At 39.5% G+C, this 19,379-nt stretch carries 23 protein-coding genes; 16 read left to right on the top strand and 7 right to left on the bottom strand.

Annotated elements, in window-relative coordinates:
- Positions 1-30: 30 nt before the first annotated feature.
- Positions 31-498, top strand: a complete 468-nt coding sequence (locus ACRX5O_RS12105; protein WP_433906186.1) for a hypothetical protein — start codon at positions 31-33, stop codon at positions 496-498.
- Between the two features lie 45 nt (positions 499-543).
- Here the strand turns inward: ACRX5O_RS12105 and ACRX5O_RS12100 are convergent, their stop codons facing one another.
- The 6 genes from ACRX5O_RS12100 to ACRX5O_RS12075 all read right to left on the bottom strand — a co-directional run bounded on the left by ACRX5O_RS12100 (position 544) and on the right by ACRX5O_RS12075 (position 5,107).
- A complete protein-coding gene (locus ACRX5O_RS12100) occupies positions 544-1,455 on the bottom strand; it encodes a LysR family transcriptional regulator (protein WP_433906185.1) in 912 nt (303 codons plus the stop codon).
- A 200-nt stretch (positions 1,456-1,655) separates the two neighbouring features.
- A complete protein-coding gene (locus ACRX5O_RS12095) occupies positions 1,656-3,116 on the bottom strand; it encodes a DHA2 family efflux MFS transporter permease subunit (RefSeq protein ID WP_433906184.1) in 1,461 nt (486 codons plus the stop codon).
- Between the two features lie 12 nt (positions 3,117-3,128).
- The gene (locus tag ACRX5O_RS12090; RefSeq protein WP_433906183.1) at positions 3,129-3,710 is read right to left on the bottom strand and encodes a TetR/AcrR family transcriptional regulator; all 582 of its coding nucleotides are present in this window, start codon (positions 3,708-3,710) and stop codon (positions 3,129-3,131) included.
- 699 nt (positions 3,711-4,409) lie between these two features.
- Positions 4,410-4,544 carry a hypothetical protein gene (locus ACRX5O_RS12085; protein WP_433906182.1) on the bottom strand — a complete coding sequence of 45 codons (135 nt, stop codon included), beginning with the start codon at positions 4,542-4,544 and terminating at the stop codon, positions 4,410-4,412.
- A gap of 23 nt (positions 4,545-4,567) precedes the next feature.
- The gene (locus ACRX5O_RS12080; protein WP_433906181.1) at positions 4,568-4,732 is read right to left on the bottom strand and encodes a hypothetical protein; all 165 of its coding nucleotides are present in this window, start codon (positions 4,730-4,732) and stop codon (positions 4,568-4,570) included.
- Between the two features lie 75 nt (positions 4,733-4,807).
- The gene (locus tag ACRX5O_RS12075) at positions 4,808-5,107 is read right to left on the bottom strand and encodes an ArsR/SmtB family transcription factor (protein WP_433906302.1); all 300 of its coding nucleotides are present in this window, start codon (positions 5,105-5,107) and stop codon (positions 4,808-4,810) included.
- A 296-nt stretch (positions 5,108-5,403) separates the two neighbouring features.
- Between ACRX5O_RS12075 and ACRX5O_RS12070 the strand changes: the two genes are divergently transcribed.
- From ACRX5O_RS12070 to ACRX5O_RS12040, 7 genes are all read left to right on the top strand, one after another.
- Positions 5,404-5,754 carry an ArsR/SmtB family transcription factor gene (locus ACRX5O_RS12070; RefSeq protein ID WP_433906180.1) on the top strand — a complete coding sequence of 117 codons (351 nt, stop codon included), beginning with the start codon at positions 5,404-5,406 and terminating at the stop codon, positions 5,752-5,754.
- Positions 5,755-5,766: 12 nt separating this feature from the next.
- Positions 5,767-7,065: an arsenic transporter gene (locus tag ACRX5O_RS12065; RefSeq protein ID WP_433906179.1), complete on the top strand. Its 1,299-nt coding sequence runs from the start codon at positions 5,767-5,769 to the stop codon at positions 7,063-7,065.
- Positions 7,066-7,080: 15 nt separating this feature from the next.
- Positions 7,081-7,500 carry an arsenate reductase (thioredoxin) gene (gene arsC, locus ACRX5O_RS12060; RefSeq protein ID WP_433906178.1) on the top strand — a complete coding sequence of 140 codons (420 nt, stop codon included), beginning with the start codon at positions 7,081-7,083 and terminating at the stop codon, positions 7,498-7,500.
- Positions 7,501-7,590: 90 nt separating this feature from the next.
- The gene (gene arsD / locus ACRX5O_RS12055; RefSeq protein WP_433906177.1) at positions 7,591-7,944 is read left to right on the top strand and encodes an arsenite efflux transporter metallochaperone ArsD; all 354 of its coding nucleotides are present in this window, start codon (positions 7,591-7,593) and stop codon (positions 7,942-7,944) included.
- Between the two features lie 20 nt (positions 7,945-7,964).
- Positions 7,965-9,731 carry an arsenical pump-driving ATPase gene (arsA, locus tag ACRX5O_RS12050; protein ID WP_433906176.1) on the top strand — a complete coding sequence of 589 codons (1,767 nt, stop codon included), beginning with the start codon at positions 7,965-7,967 and terminating at the stop codon, positions 9,729-9,731.
- Between the two features lie 319 nt (positions 9,732-10,050).
- A complete protein-coding gene (locus tag ACRX5O_RS12045; RefSeq protein ID WP_433906175.1) occupies positions 10,051-10,479 on the top strand; it encodes a protein-tyrosine phosphatase family protein in 429 nt (142 codons plus the stop codon).
- A gap of 190 nt (positions 10,480-10,669) precedes the next feature.
- On the top strand, positions 10,670-11,182 hold the full coding sequence (locus ACRX5O_RS12040; RefSeq protein ID WP_433906174.1) for a DoxX family protein: 513 nt from the start codon (positions 10,670-10,672) through the stop codon (positions 11,180-11,182).
- A 38-nt stretch (positions 11,183-11,220) separates the two neighbouring features.
- Here ACRX5O_RS12040 and ACRX5O_RS12035 read toward each other — a convergent pair whose 3' ends face one another.
- Positions 11,221-11,529: a winged helix-turn-helix transcriptional regulator gene (locus ACRX5O_RS12035; protein ID WP_433906173.1), complete on the bottom strand. Its 309-nt coding sequence runs from the start codon at positions 11,527-11,529 to the stop codon at positions 11,221-11,223.
- A gap of 193 nt (positions 11,530-11,722) precedes the next feature.
- On the opposite strand from ACRX5O_RS12035, the gene ACRX5O_RS12030 reads away from it, so the two are divergent.
- From ACRX5O_RS12030 to ACRX5O_RS11995, 8 genes are all read left to right on the top strand, one after another.
- Positions 11,723-12,574: a VOC family protein gene (locus ACRX5O_RS12030; RefSeq protein ID WP_433906172.1), complete on the top strand. Its 852-nt coding sequence runs from the start codon at positions 11,723-11,725 to the stop codon at positions 12,572-12,574.
- Between the two features lie 256 nt (positions 12,575-12,830).
- Positions 12,831-14,213 carry a Na+/H+ antiporter NhaC gene (gene nhaC, locus ACRX5O_RS12025; RefSeq protein ID WP_433906171.1) on the top strand — a complete coding sequence of 461 codons (1,383 nt, stop codon included), beginning with the start codon at positions 12,831-12,833 and terminating at the stop codon, positions 14,211-14,213.
- Between the two features lie 42 nt (positions 14,214-14,255).
- Entirely contained in the window at positions 14,256-14,801 is a 546-nt protein-coding gene (locus ACRX5O_RS12020) for a cysteine hydrolase family protein (RefSeq protein ID WP_433906170.1), read from the top strand.
- 132 nt (positions 14,802-14,933) lie between these two features.
- Positions 14,934-15,692, top strand: a complete 759-nt coding sequence (locus tag ACRX5O_RS12015) for an NUDIX domain-containing protein (RefSeq protein ID WP_433906169.1) — start codon at positions 14,934-14,936, stop codon at positions 15,690-15,692.
- A gap of 12 nt (positions 15,693-15,704) precedes the next feature.
- Positions 15,705-16,385 (top strand): nicotinamide riboside transporter PnuC, encoded by a 681-nt coding sequence (pnuC, locus tag ACRX5O_RS12010; protein ID WP_433906168.1) that lies wholly within the window; start codon positions 15,705-15,707, stop codon positions 16,383-16,385.
- Between the two features lie 3 nt (positions 16,386-16,388).
- Positions 16,389-17,405: a multifunctional transcriptional regulator/nicotinamide-nucleotide adenylyltransferase/ribosylnicotinamide kinase NadR gene (gene nadR, locus ACRX5O_RS12005; RefSeq protein ID WP_433906167.1), complete on the top strand. Its 1,017-nt coding sequence runs from the start codon at positions 16,389-16,391 to the stop codon at positions 17,403-17,405.
- An 86-nt stretch (positions 17,406-17,491) separates the two neighbouring features.
- Positions 17,492-17,983 carry a MerR family transcriptional regulator gene (locus ACRX5O_RS12000; protein ID WP_433906166.1) on the top strand — a complete coding sequence of 164 codons (492 nt, stop codon included), beginning with the start codon at positions 17,492-17,494 and terminating at the stop codon, positions 17,981-17,983.
- A 53-nt stretch (positions 17,984-18,036) separates the two neighbouring features.
- Entirely contained in the window at positions 18,037-19,332 is a 1,296-nt protein-coding gene (locus ACRX5O_RS11995; RefSeq protein ID WP_433906165.1) for a hemolysin family protein, read from the top strand.
- The last annotated feature ends 47 nt before the right edge of the window (positions 19,333-19,379 follow it).

Here is a 19,379-nt window from a genome sequence, read left to right as displayed (position 1 = left end):
AACTAAAACCGGTTGAGGTGAAATCGTTGCATGATCAAGAGGAGGCACTTGCTTTTTAATCTATCGATCATAGCCATTCCGTGGTTATCTTTATTGTTTATCGGAAAGAAAAGCTTCAAGCGTTATTCTTTCACCGGAATATTTATTGTGGTATTTGAAATCATTAATCATATTTACGGACACAGGAGGAACTGGTGGAAGTTTTACGATGGTTATAAATCTTTTTTTAAAGATGAACTTCCTTTTAGTATCGGCCCTTACATGCCTTTTACCATGTGGCTACTGAAGTATTCGTATGGGAATTTTAAAAAGTTTGTGCTACTTAATGTGATTTCAGATGGACTCTTTGCATTTGTTTTGATGGATATACTGAAAAAATTTAAAATCATCAGTTTAAACGGGCTAAGTCGTGTCCAGTTTTTTTTCTACATACACTATAAAGCGTATTTATTGTATGGCGTACAATATTTGATTGAAAAATATAGATTAAACCGCTAAGTTCGACATGGGGAAGGGGATTTTGATCCCTCCCCCTTTCTTATATTACGTTAAATACAAATCAATGATTTGCTTGAGTTCCTCTAAATACAATTTAGCGATCCGGCTAAGTTGTGTTTTTTTATTGACGACGCAGCCGACCGTAATCAGTTCGCCTTCCTCCAGAGGCACAGATACAATATCGGATCCATTTAAATCTTCACTTAAAATGCCAGTAGATATTGTATACCCATTCAACCCAATTAACAGATTAAAAAGGGTGGCGCGATCACTAACCTGAATGCTTTTTTTACAAGGAATCGTGCTAAATAGTTCTTCTGAATAATAAAACGAGTTATACTCACCTTGTTCAAACGTAAGACGTGGAAATTCTTCTAACTCCTCTAACGTAACCGTTGATTTCTTAGAAAGCGGATTTTGAGTACTGACAAATATATGGGGCTTTGCTTGAAAAAGAACTTCAAAATCTAACCCTCGCTCTTTTAGTAACGGCATCATTACTTTTTCATTAAAAGAACTCACATACAAAATGCCTATTTCGCTTCGTAAATTTTTGACATCTTCAATGATTTCATAGGTTCTTGTTTCTCTTAATGTAAATTGGTATTTATCCTCGCCGTGTTTCTTTATCATTTCAACGAATGCGTTAACTGCAAATGCGTAATGCTGGGTGGAAACGGAAAAGAGTTGTTCAGAAGGAGCTGTATTAAAGTAACGGCGCTCTAGCAATTCCGCTTGTTCCACTACCTGCCTAGCATACCCAAGAAACTCAGCTCCATCTGTAGAAAGCGTAATTCCTGTAGATGTACGAGTGAAAATGGTAATCCCTATTTCTTTTTCAAGCTCTTTAATCGCTTTTGATAAACTAGGTTGCGAGATATATAATCTACGCGCAGCTTCATTAATCGAACCACACGCCACCACTTCTATCACATATTTTAGCTGCTGTAACTTCATCTTTATTCCCCGTTTTACTTTATGGATTCTTTTTCGTTATTCTACTCTTGATATGAATATTTTTCAAAATTTTTATATGCTTAGTAGTTTAAAAGAGTGATGAACGACGCCAGGGAGCCAGATTGATGTTGTAATGCCCTTCAAAAGATAACAAATATGTTGCGTAAAGAAAAACAGAGCAATTAGCTCTGTTTCCTTGTTTATGAAGCTTGATGCTCCACATGAACTCTTTTAATAAACATACTAACGATAACCCCTACTACAGCAATAATAATCGCAAAAATAAAGGCATCCTGTACCCCTGAAGTAAAGGCTAGTAATGGATTGAGCGGATTTGTTGCATCTGTCACGTTCTTTAAATAATCTTCGGTACCAGATGATAAAATCGAAATCGCTATTGCTGTTCCAATCGCACCAGCCACCTGCTGCAGGGTATTCATAATGGCTGTTCCATCTGGATACAGTTCACGTGGCAATTGGTTTAACCCATTGGTTTGAGCTGGCATCATAATCATTGAAACGCCAACCATCATCAAGATATGCATCGCAATCAGAAACGCAGAAGACGTTTCTAAATCGATTGTTGAGAAACCGAATAATGAGCCAGTGACAATCACAAGACCTGGGATGACTAACCATTTTGGTCCAAATTTATCAAATAAGCTACCCATGACAGGGGATAGTAGCCCGTTCACAATTCCACCAGGTAAAAGAAGAAGTCCGGCAGCAAACGTACTTAATGCAAGAGATGTTTGTAAGTATAGTGGCAAAAGAATCATGGACGATAAAATAACCATCATACAAATCAAAACTAATAATAATCCAACCACAAACATCGGGTATTTAAACGCACGAAGATTAAGCATCGGCTGATTCATTTTTGTTTGACGGATACAGAATAAGAGAAGTCCGATCAAACCAATTGAAATGGCAGTAATCACGGTAGGATCTCCCCAGCCACCGCCTTCACCGGCAGAACTAAATCCGTACACCACTCCGCCAAATCCAATCGTTGATAAAACAATCGATAACACATCAATCTTAGGCTTCGTTGGTGTGGATACATTTTGCATATAGAAATATCCAAAAACTAGAGCAACGATTAATAACGGAAGGCAGATCCAGAAAATCCAGTGCCATGAAAGATTTTTTAAAATAAGACCAGATAGAGTGGGTCCTACTGCAGGGGCAAACATGATGACAAGGCCCATGAGCCCCATGATTTTCCCACGTTTATACGGTGGAACAATTAATAAAATCGTGTTGAACATCAATGGCAACATTACCGCCGTTCCCATTGCTTGCACCACACGTGCTAACATTAAGACAGCGAAGGTAGGGGCAACGGCTGCGATGAACGTTCCGATAATGGAGAGGGCAAGTGAAACAATGAACAATTGTCGGGTCGAAAACCACTGTAAGATAAGGCCTGAGACGGGAACTAAAATCCCAAGTGTCAGAAGGTAACCGGTCGTTAACCATTGAACCGTCGTTTCTTTGATTGCAAAGTCTTCTATTAAACTACCAAGTGCCATGTTTAAAGCTGTTTCACTAAACAGACCAATAAAGCCAGCGATAAGGAAGGAGACAAGAATCGGAAGTACTTTGTATTCTTTCTTTTCCATGACCTTCGTTTGGCCCAGTTGGGTATCGATATTCATATTATTATCCTCCTAGTTGTTCTTATTGCTGAGTAAAGTGGGAATATGGTTAGCAATCACCCGTAAAGTATCCCCATTCTTACTAGTTAATGAAAGGGTTGTTGCACCCTCAAGCATAGCATTGATGGTAACGGCAAGCTCTCGAGCCTTTGTGGTTTCGTAGCCATTTTGTTCAAGCTTTTCTGCGTAAAGATCCTGCCATTCTTTGAAGGTTTTTTCACAAGCAAGTCGAAGCGTTTCATGAGTATTCGCCGTTTCTGCAGCAAGTAGACCAATTTTTAACCCTTCTAAGCTGCATGGTGAATCAAAAAATAAAGCAATATTGTTCACATGCTGTTGAAAGGCTTGAATCAGATTATCTGTGGAAGCAAGATCCTTTGCGGTTTGCTTCAGAACATCCTGCTTCATCAAGTTAATCGCTTCTAAAGCAATTTCTTCTTTCCCTTTTGGAAAATGGTAATACAACGATCCTTTAGGCGTACCACTCTCCTCAATAATTTGATTAACCCCGGTCGCGCTATATCCTTGACGTTGAAACAAGCGAGAAGCTGTTTGTAAAATAATCTCTTTTGTATGTTCTTTTTTGATTTTCATCGTATGAAGTCATCCTTTTAGAAATTATAGAGATCGGTCTATATAAATATAGTTAGAATTTTAGGGAATGTCAATTAATAAGTTGAGTGTGTTGTTAACTTACTGAAGGGTTGGTGGGGGAGAGATGTTTGGACAGGTGATGCAAGGAAAAACCGATGCAAGTCGGAATGGGAGGGTGATTGGGACAGGGCTCGTAGGAAAATGAAGGAGAGAGTCCTAATGGGAGGGTGATTGGGACAGGGCTCGTAGGAAAATGAAGGAGAGAGTCGGAATGGGAGGGTGATTGGGACAGGGCTCGTAGGAAAAAGGAAGAGAGAGTCTGAATAGGGGGGGGATTGGGACAGGGCTCGTAGGAAAAAGGAAGAGAGAGTCCGAATGGGAGGGTGATTGGGACAGGGCTCGTAGGAAAATGAAGGAGAGAGTCCGAATGGGAGGGTGATTGGGACAGGGCTCGTAGGAAAAAGGAAGAGAGAGTCTGAATAGGAGGGTGATTGGGACAGGGCTCGTAGGAAAAAGGAGTAGAGAGTCCAAATGCAGTGGTGATTGGGACAGGAATTGACTGGAAAAAGGAGGAGAGAGTCCGAATGCATTAGGGATTTAGACAGATGAATGAGGAAAATGAAGGAGCAAGTCCAAATACCAAGCAACTAAAAAAGAATGGCACGAACATAACCATTCGAGCCATCCCCTATATATCTATTAACAACACTTCGTCTGATCTGCACCACCACAGCAAGCGCTATTCTTTTCATCCTTCTCACTAACTTCTTTAATTTCCACACCACAGCAATCTGAATTCTGATTGTTTCTTACTAATTTCTTCAAAAAGCTCATTTTGGATTCACCTCCTTTCAATATTAAGCGTTAGCCGGTGTGACACAGCAATTTGGATCTTTACGGGGAACGGGGATAGAGATTTTTTTTGATTCTTCTCTCTCAAAAAACTTCCAAGCGTGTCTTGCATTTCTTTCTACTTCCTGTTGCTTAAGCTTTGCGATAGCATGATAGTCTTGATAAAACATGTGATCGTCTCCTTTAATCAAAATATATTGATGTATTAATCAAAAAAAATTGATTTAATCTTTTTAAAAGAAAACCTAACAGCAGCTAGGTCTAAATAGGCAGCAAAGCTCAGGGGACAATAGGTGATTGATTTCTTCGGTGTTTACTTGGTAATAGCTCCATGTACCTTTTGTTTCTTTCGTGATTAAACCGGCATCAAGCAAAATCTTTAAATGATACGAAAGCTTGGATTGAGGCATGTCAATCAACTCACTCAAATCACAAACACAGCTCGAGTTTTGTTGAACCAAAAGGTGTAAGATGTATAGTCGTTTTTGATCTGCAAGGGCTTTGAATTTTGCTTCATATGTTTCAAGCTTGCTTTGCAGTGGGATCTCTTCATTAGTTGCATTTTTTGTATGAGTTACGTCCGTTAAGGGAATGAACTGTTTCACTTTTCGTTCTCCTTTAATCAAAAATACTTGATATACTGTATTATACTTCCAGTGGTAGGTATTGGCAACTATTTAATCAAAAAAATTTGATTTTATTTTTTACAAAAGCTTTACAAAAATCTGATTGAGCTGAATATATAAGTGTATTATTATATAAGTAATCGATTATATACTTATTAGCAACAAACATTTGGGAAAGATAAACGTATTCTAATGGCCAATTAGGAGGTGTTTCCATGCAACAAGAATCTGTCATTGAGATTGAAGAAGTCGCTAATGTCTTAAAGCTGCTAGGAGACAAAACACGATTAACGATCGTTAAAATTTTAGATTCCCATGATTGCTGTGTCTGTGAGTTTGTGGAAATGTTTAAAACCAGTCAGCCTGCGATTAGCCAGCATGTAAGAAAGCTAAAGGATAAGGGAATTGTTAAGGAATCAAGAAGAGGACAGTGGATTATTTATTCCTTAAATAAGGAAAGTGAATACTATCCCTTCTTGAGGGATGTTCTTAAGAATTTACCCGATCAAGGCTACAGACTGGATGAATTAGAAAAACAAGGTTTACGTATTTCTTGTTGTGAATAAGGAGGTTCATTTGTGACATCTATTGTTTTAGCATCAGTGATTTTTTTGCTGACACTAGTTTTAGTTATTTGGCAGCCGAAGGGGTTGTCGATTGGTTGGTCCGCATGTGGTGGGGCAATCCTGGCGTTGCTTGTTGGAGTGGTTGATTTTAAGGATGTTCTTGATGTAACAAGCATCGTTTGGAATGCGACCTTAGCATTTATCGCCATTATTATCATTTCTTTAATACTTGATGAAATTGGTTTCTTTGAGTGGTCAGCACTACATATGGCTCGGGCCGCAAAAGGAAACGGTGTTCTTATGTTTGTGTATGTTTCGATTTTAGGTGCGATCGTTGCGGCATTCTTTGCGAATGACGGAGCGGCATTGATTCTCACACCAATCGTCCTTGCGATGGTTCGAAACTTACAATTCAATGAGAAAATGGTGTTTCCATTTATTATCGCGAGTGGGTTTATTGCTGACACCACTTCGTTACCACTTGTCGTTAGTAACCTGGTGAATATTGTTTCTGCTGACTTTTTTGGCATCGGCTTTGCTGAATTCGCTTCAAGGATGATTGTTCCAAACTTCTTTTCGTTAGCGGCGAGCATTCTGGTTCTTTATCTATATTTCCGAAAAAGTATTCCAAAATCCTATGACCTAACGCAGCTGAAACAACCGGTGGAGGCGATACGAGATCAGAAGATGTTCCGTCTTTCTTGGTTGGTTTTAGCGGTTCTTCTGATTGGGTATTTTGCGAGTGAGTTTACAGGAATTCCTGTTTCCATTATCGCTGGAATTGTTGCGATTTTCTTCCTCTTTATGGGCAGAAGAAGTCCGGCTGTCAACACTCGTACAGTTGTAAAAGGAGCACCATGGGCCATTGTCTTTTTCTCGATTGGGATGTATGTGGTCGTTTACGGCCTGCGAAATGTAGGCTTAACGAATTTATTATCAGACCTGATTCAAGTAACGGCTGATCAAGGATTGTTCGCAGCCGCGCTAGGAATGGGCTTTATAGCTGCGATTTTATCGTCAGTGATGAACAATATGCCTACCGTGATGATTGATGCGTTAGCGATTGCTGACACAAATACAACGGGTGTTATTCGAGAAGCACTTGTCTATGCGAATGTAATTGGTTCGGACCTTGGCCCGAAAATCACCCCGATTGGATCGCTTGCGACTCTTTTATGGCTACATGTTTTATCACAAAAGGGAGTCAAAATTTCATGGGGTACTTATTTTAAAACAGGTATTATTCTAACCATCCCAACATTATTCATTACGTTGGTTGGGCTCTATATTTGGTTACTAATCATTCACTAAAAGGAGAAGAAAAACATGACGAAAAAAACAATCTACTTTTTATGTACTGGAAATTCTTGCAGAAGCCAAATGGCTGAAGGTTGGGCGAAAAAACACTTAGGAGAAGAGTGGGATGTGAAAAGTGCTGGACTTGAGGCACACGGTTTGAACTCGAATGCAGTAAAGGCAATGAAAGAAGCGGATATCGATATTTCCAATCAAACATCTGACACGATTGATCCTGAAATCTTAAATAATGCGGACTTAGTGGTCACTCTATGTGGACACGCGGCAGACCATTGCCCAGTAACTCCTCCACATGTGAAGCGTGAGCATTGGGGCTTTGATGATCCAGCGAAAGCAGAAGGAACAGAAGAAGAAAAATGGGCATTTTTCCAACGTGTTCGTGATGAAATCGGTGATCGAATCAAAACATTTGCTGAAACAGGTAAATAAGCATAATACCCCGGGGATGAATACATCTCTGGGATGTTTTCTGCTTTGTATATAAGTATATGCTTATAAAATTAAAAGGGAGTGTTTCAAATGACCAAAGTTGAAATCTTTGATCCTGCTCTTTGCTGTCCAACGGGTGTGTGTGGACCAAGTGTCGATCCTGAGTTAACAAGAATGGCTACTTCTGTATTTATTTTAGAAAAAAAGGGCTTTGATATTAAAAGGTATAACTTGGCGAGTGACCCTGGGAAGTTTGCTGAAAATACGAAGGTGAACCAATTTTTGCATGAAAAAGGGCCAGATTCGCTACCAATTACGTTAGTCAATGGGGAAATCAGTCAATCAGGAAGCTATCCATCAAACGAAACCCTTGCTCAGTGGTTTGGTATCGATATGACCGAATTAGAGAAGAAGAAGGTTACGAATAAAATCAACCTAATTTAACCGATGGAAGGTGTAAGGTGATGTTTCAACCATTTGATCCCAAAACTGCTGTTCATACGCCGTTTATGTTTTTTACAGGTAAAGGTGGAGTAGGGAAAACATCGACTGCCTGTGCAACGGCTGTCGCGCTCGCGGATGAAGGAAAGAAGGTTCTACTTGTAAGCACAGATCCAGCTTCTAATCTTCAAGATGTTTTAGAACTCGAACTCACGAATATTCCAGCAGAAATTCCACAGGTGAAGAATTTATTTGCTTGTAATTTAGACCCGGAACAAGCAGCGAAAGCATATCGTGAAAAGGTTGTTGGACCGTATCGAGGGGTACTACCCGATTCGGTCGTAGCAACGATGGAAGAACAATTATCCGGAGCATGTACGGTAGAAATTGCGGCATTCGATGAATTTACGAGTCTTTTAGCCGATTCAGCGCTTGTAAATGCCTATGACCATATCATTTTTGATACGGCTCCAACGGGACATACGCTTCGTTTGCTTCAATTACCATCAGCTTGGAGTGGTTTTTTAGAGGAAAGTACCCATGGTGCCTCTTGTTTAGGACCGCTGTCAGGACTAGGAGAGAAAAAGGATTTATATGCAAAAACGGTTCAAGCCTTATCCGATTCTGCTAAAACGATGCTCGTTCTTGTTGCTAGACCGGATGAATCATCCCTATATGAGGCCAATCGGGCAGCTAAGGAACTAAAAGAAATTGGCATACAAAATCAAGCGTTAATCATTAACGGAATACTAAAAACGTATTTTCCTGATGATAAGATTTCTACAGCTTTTTATAAAAAGCAAAGAAACGCGGTGAGTCAGTTACCAGTTGAATTAAAGCAAGCGGTCATCTACTCCTTGCCATATGTTTCGTATTCTTTAACAGGGTTAGAGCATTTGCGTTACCTGTTGAAGCATTATTCGATTCCACCTGTTCAATTGGCAGGAGAGCTTGAAAAAGGACACACACTTCCCGACTTAGAACAACTAGTGAATCATTTTTCTACTCAACAAACCCGAGTTATTTTAACGATGGGAAAAGGGGGAGTAGGGAAAACTACAATTGCCTCGGCCATCGCGGTGGGCTTAGTGGAAAAAGGTCATAAAGTGCATATAACCACAACAGACCCGGCGGCCCATTTGGAGCTAATGTTTGAAAACCAAGAATATCCCGATCTTACCATTAGCAGAATTGATCCAAAGCATGAGGTGGAGATGTATAAAAAAGAAGTGCTTTCGACTGCGGGCCAGAACTTGGATGAAGAAGGTCTTGCTTATTTAGAGGAAGATTTAAATTCACCTTGTACAGAGGAAATTGCCGTCTTTCGAGCGTTTGCTGAAGTGGTGGACCGATCGAAGGATGAAATCGTGGTGATTGATACAGCTCCAACCGGACATACTTTGCTATTATTAGATGCAGCACAGTCGTATCATAAAGAGCTTTCCCGTTCAACAGGAGAAGTACCAGAGAGTGTTCAAAAGCTTTTGCCACGCCTAAGAAATGATCAGGAAACAGCGGTTGTTATCGTGACGTTAGCGGAAGCAACTCCCGTATTGGAAGCACAGCGTTTGCAGGAGGATTTGAAAAGAGCAGAGATTGTCCCGCAGTGGTGGGTGATTAACCAAAGTCTTTATGCAACGGATACAAAGGATCCGGTGCTAAAGGGACGTGCCATCGCAGAGGAGCAGTGGATTCAAAAGGTAGAAGATATTTCAGCAAAATGTGCCATTGTTCCACTGATGAATGAGGAACGATCTGGTTACGAACACTTAAAAGCATTGGTGGAGTAAAACATACTAGAGAGGATGAATACGATGCAAATCACTAATGAAGCACGTGATCAATTAAAGCAAGTATTTGCAGAACAAGCGGCCAATGGTCTTCGCGTATATTTTGCGGGCTTTGGCTGAGGACGCCCACAAGTAGGGCTGGCTCTGGATGAGCCGGAAGAAAATGATAAAGTTGTTACCATTAATGAGATACAAGTAGCAATCGATCCGCATATAGAGGATCACATCGGAGATCTGATTTTAGGACTTAATGAAGAGCGAACCGCTTTTGTACTTGTTGGAAACGAAAGCGATTGTTGCTAACAGGAGGATACCCCAGATGAGTGAAAAAAACTATCAGGCTTTAATCAAGGATCGAATTTTTATCGGTGGAGCGGATCAAGTTGATCTTGTTATGGAAAATGAGAAAGTTGACGTGATCTATGATTTGCGCGCGGAGGCTCCAACAGAAGAGTCTAAATACAACCGAATTCATCAGCCAATTGTTGATGATGAAGAGCACCAAGAAGAGTCTGTAAAAAAGGCCATTGATGAAGTGATTTCTTCCTATAACGAAGGCAAGAAAGTGTATTTCCATTGTGGTGGAGGCAGCAATCGTACAGGTACAATAGCGATTGGTACCTTGTTAGGATTAGGGCATGCTGAGGAAATCGACAAGGCGGAAGAAATGGCTCAAGGGATTCGTTCGAAAATTAAGGTGAAGCCGGAGATGAAGGCAGCACTGAAAAAGATTTATCCGAATGCTTAATTTATAACGTACAGCTGACGTATAGTCGGCTGTATTTTTCTTTTATCATATATTGTGAATTTATTCACAAAAAATCCATAACTTTGTAGCAATTATTTGAACAATACTTTGAAGTAATGATATTTGAAATTGAGAATGTTAATCTTAGGGCATAGAAATAATACTTTTTATTTTTGAAAGGAAGATTCATATGATTAACAAATGGTGGAGAAATAATAACATTGCTGCAGGGATTGTTACAGTGATTCGATTGTATTTAGGATACGGCTTTCTAACAGCAGGTTGGGGGAAAATTAGCGGAGGGGCATTTGATGCAAGTGGCTTTATTGGAAATGCCATTAAAAATCCGGTGGTAGGTCCAGATGGAAGTGCAGTGTTTGGTGCGTATACGTCATTCCTAGAAAGTGTTGCTTTACCGAATGTGGAGCTGTTTAACTTTATGGTTCCATGGGGTGAATTTTTAGTAGGTTTAGGTTTAATTTTAGGTTGCTTAACAACAGCAGCTTCTTTCTTCGGAATAGTTATGAACTTTTCATTCTTATTAGCAGGGACGGTTTCTCATAATCCTACAGATATCTTAATGGGCTTTTTAATCATCACTGCTGGTGCAAACGCTGGTTTATTCGGACTAGATCGTTACGCATTGCCATATTTACGTAAGTTAACAAACAAAGGCAAAGACAGTAAAACCGTAACGAACTAATGAAAAAGGGTTGCAATCATTGAATTGCAACCCTTTTGTTATGCTTGTAGCCAGTTCTGTGACCATTTTTCTATATCTCTCATAAGAGGCTCCAGGGCGATTCCCTTATCAGTTAGTGAATATTCAATTCGAACAGGAGTTTCTGGGAATACATCACGCTTCACAATGCCTTCATTCTCCAGATCCTTTAACCTCTCTGAAAGCACACGACCACTTACACCAATAGATGATTCTAGGCTACAAAAACGCTGAGGGCCACCTAGTAATTGGTAAATGATTAAGCCGGTCCATCTTTGGCTTAAAATCCCCATCGCTTTTTCAAATCTAGGACAAATGGATTTATCCATGACAATCACTCCTTCCTTCTATTATAACCCCTTTTTTTAATAATTAAATTATTTTTTATAAAATACTTACTTGACGTTTGTTCATTATGAAAATATAATTACTTACATAAAGTAAGTTACTAACTTTTATTTAAAAGATAAACAGTAAATGATAACTATACATGAAGAAATATACTAAAGGAGAGATTGAAAAATGGGATTTCATCGTGAACCAAATACATTTGTTAGCCAAGTAAACCTAAAAGTAGCAAACTTAGAACGTTCGCTTACGTTTTACCAAGAAGTCATTGGATTACAGGTGTTACATCAAACAAACAGAACCGCTGACCTAACAGCTGACGGAAAAACAATACTTGTTTCTATTCAAGAACCGAATGATGTCGTTCCGAAGCAAGGACGAACGACTGGCTTATATCATTTTGCATTACTTTTACCAACTCGTGCAGATTTAGGAAGATTACTAAAGCATTTTCTCCAGGTACGTTATCCACTACAAGGCGCATCCGACCATTTGGTAAGTGAAGCGATTTATTTAGCTGACCCAGATGGGAATGGAATTGAAGTGTATGCAGACAGACCTGCTTCTGATTGGAGTTGGAATAATGGAGAAGTGGAAATGGCCACGGTTGCTTTAGATGCGGAAAGCCTTCTTGCTGAGGGAGAAGGAGAAGCGTGGAACGGAATGCCAGCAGGCACGATTATGGGTCATATCCATCTTCATGTGTCAGAGTTACAGAAAACAGAGGAGTTTTATACAAAGGGACTCGGATTCGAGGTTGTTACTCGATACGGAGGCCAGGCATTATTTATTTCTACTGGTAAATACCATCACCATATTGGATTGAACACATGGAATGGTGTGGGTGCCCCGCCTGCTGCTGAAAACAGCGTTGGCATGGAATCTTATACGATGGTGCTTCCTAGTGCAGAAAAGAGAGAGCAGATCATCTCTCAGTTACAAGGAATGGGCGTAGCGGTTACGGAGGAGAATGGCGCATTTATTACGGCAGATCCTTCGGGAAATCGAATTCGATTAGAGGTTTAATGGTAAAAGCAGTGAGGTTCTTCTTAGGACTCACTGCTTTTTTGTTTTACTCTTGACAGAAACCTAGTAAATTATTATATTAGTAACATACTTTAATGCTAAAAAGCGTTTAAGTAAAATAGTGACCTTCCGTATTTTATAAGGTGGAAAGTCTGCTATTCTTATATGAATTAGGGTGGTAACGCGGAGCTCCTTTGTCCCTATTGGCGTGAGGGCTTTTTTCTTTGGCTCAAAACCCTTATTGGAGGAAAACATCATGAATCAAGACAGCGTACTAACATTAAAACCAATTGAAGCTTTTATTATCTCCTTGATAGTTATCGGGGGAATCAGCTATTCTCTTATATTTGCAGGTGCAGTTCCTCATATTCCGATTGTTTTAGCGATCATGGGACTGTTTCTTTACGGTATCTATAAGAAGGTATCCGTTAAAGAATTGGAAGAGGCGATCATTAATGGAGCTAAATCTGGAGCAGGGGCCGTATTTATTTTTCTCTTTATCGGGATGCTCATTAGTAGTTGGATGGAAAGTGGAACGATTCCTACTTTTATCTACTTAGCGCTTGAAGTCGTTAGCGACAGATGGTTCTATGCGATTGTGTTTGCGGTGACCGCTATTATTGGCATGAGTATCGGGAGTTCTTTAACGACTGCAGCGACCATCGGCGTTGCCTTTATGAGTGTTTCCACTGCCCTGGGACTTTCAGATGCTATAACAGCTGGAGCCGTGATTTCTGGTGCGTTTTTTGGAGATAAAATGTCACCTCTATCAGATACAACGATTTTGGCATCTTCTACTGTTCACGTAGACTTGTTTGATCACATCAGAAATATGGCTTGGACAACGGTCCCGGCGTTTATCTTATCCTTCCTATTATTTGTTATCTTGTCACCGGCAGAATCTGCTGCGAACTTTGCCAATTTAGATCTTTTAAAGGCTAGTTTGAAAGACAATGATCTTGTTCATTGGTATTCTTTATTGCCATTTGTAGTGTTAGCACTGTTAGCGATCAAAAAAGTTCCAGCGATTATCACTTTAGCATCAGGAATTGGTACTTCTCTTTTTGTTACGTTATTTGTACAAAAGGAGATCAATCTGCAGGGACTAATGAACACCCTATTTGCTGGGTATTCTTCCAATACGGGAGTGGAGGAAATCGATTCCATGCTTTCTAGAGGTGGGATGGAGAGCATGATGTTTTCTGTTTCACTTATTCTTTTAGCGTTAGCCATGGGTGGATTATTTTTTAAACTTGGAATTCTTCCAGCTTTGCTTGCAGGAATTAGCGGTATGTTGAATAGGGTATGGAGTCTTGTGGTTTGGACGGCCGGAACAGCCATTACCATCAATTTCTTAGTCGGGGAACAATACCTCTCGATCCTTTTAACAGGAAGTTCCTTTAAAGATAGATACAAAAAGATGGGTCTACATGGGAAAAATCTTTCTAGAATTCTAGAAGATGCGGGGACGGTAGTCAATCCACTTGTTCCATGGAGTGTGTGTGGAGTCTTTTTAACGGGAGTATTAGGTGTAGAGACATTAGCATATCTTCCTTTTACGTTCTTCTGTTTGTTGAGTCCGATCATTACCGTTATATTCGGATTAACTGGTTTCAAACTTTCAAAGCTAGAAGATTAACTTTACAATGAAGGTACAACTAATTCCTGAGGAGTGTAAACGATGACGAAGAGAGCTTTGATTAATATCGATTATACGAATGATTTTGTTGTGGGTGCTTTGCCATGTGGAGAGCCTGGTATAGCCATCGAAGGAGAAATCACCAAGATTACTGAGGAATTTATCAACAAAGGCGATTATGTGGTGTTCGCGATAGACCTGCATAAAGAGGGCGATCATTTTCATCCAGAAACGGAACTGTATCCTCCTCACAATATTGAAGGAACTGAGGGCAGGCGTTTGTATGGGACGTTAAACACGTTGTATCTTCAAAATGAGAAGAAGGAACACGTGTATTGGATGGATAAAACACGCTACAGTGCTTTCGCTGGGACGGATCTAGAAATCAAGCTAAGAGAACGCGGCATCACAGACGTCCACTTGGTTGGTGTTTGCACGGATATTTGTGTGTTACATACAGCTGTGGATGCCTATAACAAAGGCTTCAAAATCGTCATACACGAAAAAGCAGTAGCTAGCTTTAATCAAGCAGGACATGATTGGGCATTAGAGCATTTTAAAGGAAGCATGAATGCACAAATTATATAATTCCTTTTAGGCGTAATCATCATTTTGGTGGTTACGTTATTTTTTTCCATTTTATTTCTTGACTATCGAGCGCATGGAGTTTATATTTTAATTAACGATTAACAAATTGTTAATTAAGAGGAGTTGAGATACATGACTTATACAACCCCAGATGGTTACACAAGTGATATTGCTGTTTTCACGATTACATCTGAAAGCAATGGAGATTATAAACCACCGATAAAAACATTAAAAATTCTACTTATAAAGAGAAGCGAACATAATCATGAAGGTAATCTAAATATTGAAGCAGGAAAATGGGCTTTACCCGGTGGATTTGTTCAACCAACGGAAACAGCAATGGAAGCTGCCGAACGAAAGTTATATGAAGAAACAGGAATCGACGGGTTAAAGATGAAGCATTTCGGAATATATGATGACCCCGAACGAGACAAGAGGGGCTGGATCATCTCGAATGCGCATTATGTAATAGCTAGTGAGAAATCTTTAGAAAAACGGAAAGTCTCAAAGGATGCGTCTGATATTCAATTGTTTTCAATAGAAGAGGCACTAGCATTTGATCTAGCTTTTGATCACCGAAACATCATCGACGATGCCCTTTGGTTTATCAAAAAGGATATGGCCTTGACCACATTGGCACAGCATTTTTTACCAGAGGAGTTTGTTTTGTCAGAGCTTCAAGGGGTGTTACTCACGGTGCTAGATGACCCAGCAATCTCATCAGATGCTGCCTTTTTTAGAAAAGCTCCCACACTTCCGTTTCTTGAAGTGGTGATGGAGGATGGGAAACCAAAGAAATCAAATCGTTATTCGAAAACACCTGCGCAGCTGTACCGATTTACGGATTTCCAACCAATGGTGTCCGTGTACAACCCAAAATTAAAAGGGTAAGGAGAGAGTAAGATGAAGGATTGGACTCGTTTTGAGATGGGATGGTTGGCAATTTTTACGATGATTAATATTTACCTTTTCTTTGCTTGGGAGGATTCCCTTATAGGCCTGATATCCTCAATTAGTGGAATGCTGTGCGTCGTGTTAGTTGCCAAAGGAAAAATCTCTAATTATTATTTTGGGATCGTTCAGACAGCAACTTACGCGTATATAGCTTACGGCTATGGACTTTACGGGGAAGCCATGCTGAATGGGTTGTTTTATTTTCCCGTTCAATTCATCGGGATTTATTTATGGAGTAAAAACAAAACTGAGCATGGAGTAAAAGGGGAAGACGTTGCGGTTAAAAGCCTTACCGAGTCAGGCTGGGTTACCACGGTGGTAACAGTAACGATATTCACGATTGCTTATGGGTTTTTCTTAAAATATTTAGGCGGAAACAATGTATGGACCGACTCAGCAACAAATGTACTGTCTGTGACAGCGCAAATCTTAATGTTAAAACGGTTTGCTGAACAATGGCTGTTATGGATTGCAGTAAATGTATTATCGATTTTCCTTTGGTTGAGCGCCCTTATTTCTCAAGGAGGAAATGATTTTTCGATGCTCGTTATGTGGTCTGCGTTCCTTGTGAATAGCATTTATGGATATATCAATTGGCGCAAGCTTTACTTGAAGCAAAGTGAGGTGTAAAACATGACTACTGGTTTTATTGGTGGCAAATTTCTGCCTTTACATCTTGGTCATGTGTATGCCATTGTTCATGCATCCTCGATGGTGGATGAACTGTACGTAGTATTATCTCACAGTGAAAAGCGGGACCTGGAATTATGTGAAGGGACAGAAATGAGCTATATTCCCGTACGTATTCGTTTGCGCTGGCTTTCTCAATTAAAGAAGGATATGCCCCATGTAAAAGTCATATCTATTGAAGATGATCAAGGGAATGAAGACTACGATTGGGTTCAAGGAGCTGAGAGAATCAAAGAAGAGATTGGAAAACCGATTGACTTTGTGTTTAGTTCAGAACTTGAGTACAGCGAGATTTTTGAAAAGTTATATCCAACATCTAAGCATATCCTGATTGATCCTAGTCGTAGACAGGTTGGAATCTCAGCGACAAAAATCAGAGAAGAAGGAGTTTTTCACCACTGGGCCTTCCTACCGGACTTCGTGAAGCCTTACTTTGTTAAAAAGGTAGTGATCGTCGGAACGGAGAGCTGTGGGAAGTCGACACTAACGAAAAATCTTGCCCAAATCTATAACACTAGCTATGTAGAAGAATACGGTCGGACGGTGTGTGAGGAGTTAGGTGGGTGTGAAGGGATTATAATAGAGGAAGATTATTTAAAAATCGCTTATGGTCACAAAATGAAGGAAATAGAAGCAATTGAAAAAGCAAATAAGTTAGTGTTTATTGATACGGAAGCAATCGTGACTCAATTTTATTCCCATCTATATAACGATGTGTATCAGCCAGTGTTAGACGAAATAGCTAAGCTGCAAAACTATGATTTATGGTTATTTTTAGAGCCAGATGTCTCATGGGTGGATGATGGGTTGCGCGTACATGGAGATGATACAGCACGAAATGAAAACAATCACCACCTCAAAAGGCTGTTAGAGCAGCATCAAATTAACTATAAAACGTTACATGGAAGCTATGAGAATCGGTTGAAGAATGCCCTCGTTTTCATTGAAGAGCTATTTTGAGTGCAAAAAGCGTAAGTTCTTTTAAAGGTCGAAAGGTTTTAGTTATTCAAACATAAGTAATTACCCCTCATGTAGGGGGTTTTTCTATGAAACTTTATTCCATATCGTGCGTATTAGTTGTTATAAAGCTAGACTCATTGTATAATTCATTTCATAACTATCACGTGACGGTTTGGAGGGGTTCCATTGGGACTGAGAAGTTGAAAATTGGTGAATTAGCTGACATAGCAAACGTTACAAAGAGAACCATTGACTATTATACCAATCTAGGACTGTTAAAAGTAGAACGTTCCACTTCGAATTACCGCTACTATGATCAATCGGCGATCGAACGGCTGCATTATATTGAACAATGTAAAAAAGACGGAATGTCACTGGAAGAAATAAAAGAAAAAGTGGTAGAAAAAGATGCAGAAGAAATCGATGTTCTTGAACTGAGACTGAAGATTCAAGGGCTGGAAAAAGAGGTCACAGATGTGTTGGCTCAGCTGGATCAAAAGAATTTAAAGAATGTAAAAAAGGATGTATCAAATGAGAGTCTTTCATTAATACAGACACTTTTGTTATTGATTAATTAAACTTTTGTTTTACTATATTGGGAGGTGTAGGTCTTACTTAGTAAGACCGATCGTTGACGACTGTAAATTTACTTTTGATTGCTTTATTAATTGCTTTAACTGCTTTTTTCGTAGCTACAGAGTTTGCTATTGTAAAGGTTCGTATGTCGAGAATTGACCAACTGATTGCGGAAGGGAAAAAGGGAGCACTATCTGCTAAAAAAGTGGTGACCCATTTAGATGAATATTTATCTGCCTGTCAATTAGGGATTACGATCACCGCGTTAGGTTTAGGGTGGTTAGGTGAACCGACTGTTGAAAAAATATTGCATCCTTTATTTGAGCATTTCCATATCAATGAGTCATTGACGGAAATATTGTCCTTCGGAATTGCCTTTGCCTTAGTCACATTTTTACATGTGGTTGTAGGTGAGCTTGCACCAAAAACCTTTGCTATCCAGAAAGCAGAGACGGTTACCTTATTATTTGCTGGAACAATTATTTGGTTCTACCGAATCATGTACCCGATTATCTGGTTCTTAAATGGATCAGCTCGGAAGCTTGTAGGGCTTTTCGGATTAAAGCCTGCTTCCGAACATGAATTAGCTCACTCAGAGGAAGAATTAAGAATCCTCTTATCCGAGAGCTATAAGAGTGGAGAAATTAACAAAAATGAACTGAAATACATGAACAATATTTTTGAATTTGATGAAAGAATTGCAAAAGAGATCATGGTTCCTCGAACGGAGATGGTATCCATTTCTATTGATGAGTCATATGCCGATATATTAGCAACCATTAAATCGGAGAATTACACTCGATATCCAGTTGAGAACGGTGATAAAGATAATATTGTTGGCTTTATTAACGTGAAAGAGCTTTTAACTGCTGATATTTCAGAGGAAGAGAAGCGAGAAGGCTTTTCGGTCCAGACCTATATAAATCCAATTATCCGTGTGATTGAGACCGTTCCAATTCATGACTTACTCGTAAAAATGCAAAAGGAACGTACACATATTGCGATATTAATAGATGAGTATGGTGGAACATCCGGATTAGTCACTGTTGAAGATATTCTAGAAGAAATTGTTGGGGAAATTCGCGATGAGTTTGATGAGGATGAATTACCTGACATTCGAAAGCTAAACGAAAATCACTATATCGTAGATTCTAAGTTACTGGTTGAGGATGTAAACCATCTGTTGGAAACCACTTTATCAAATGAAGATGTGGATACAATTGGTGGATGGTTCATGACTCAAGATATGGAAGCACAGGTTGGTACTGAGCTAGAAGCAGAAGGATTTGTGTTTAAAGTTCAGAAAAAGGATGGACACCATATTCAATATTTGGAAATTAAAAGAGCTTAATAGTATAATAATGTAGGGCTTGGATCTTTTCCAAGTCCTTTTCAATT

It is taken from the genome of Robertmurraya mesotrionivorans (assembly GCF_050971805.1).
GTDB lineage: Bacteria > Bacillota > Bacilli > Bacillales > Cytobacillaceae > Robertmurraya_A.
The sequence above is the reverse complement of the archived record's forward strand: the minus strand, read 5'-3'. Positions and strand labels throughout refer to the sequence as shown.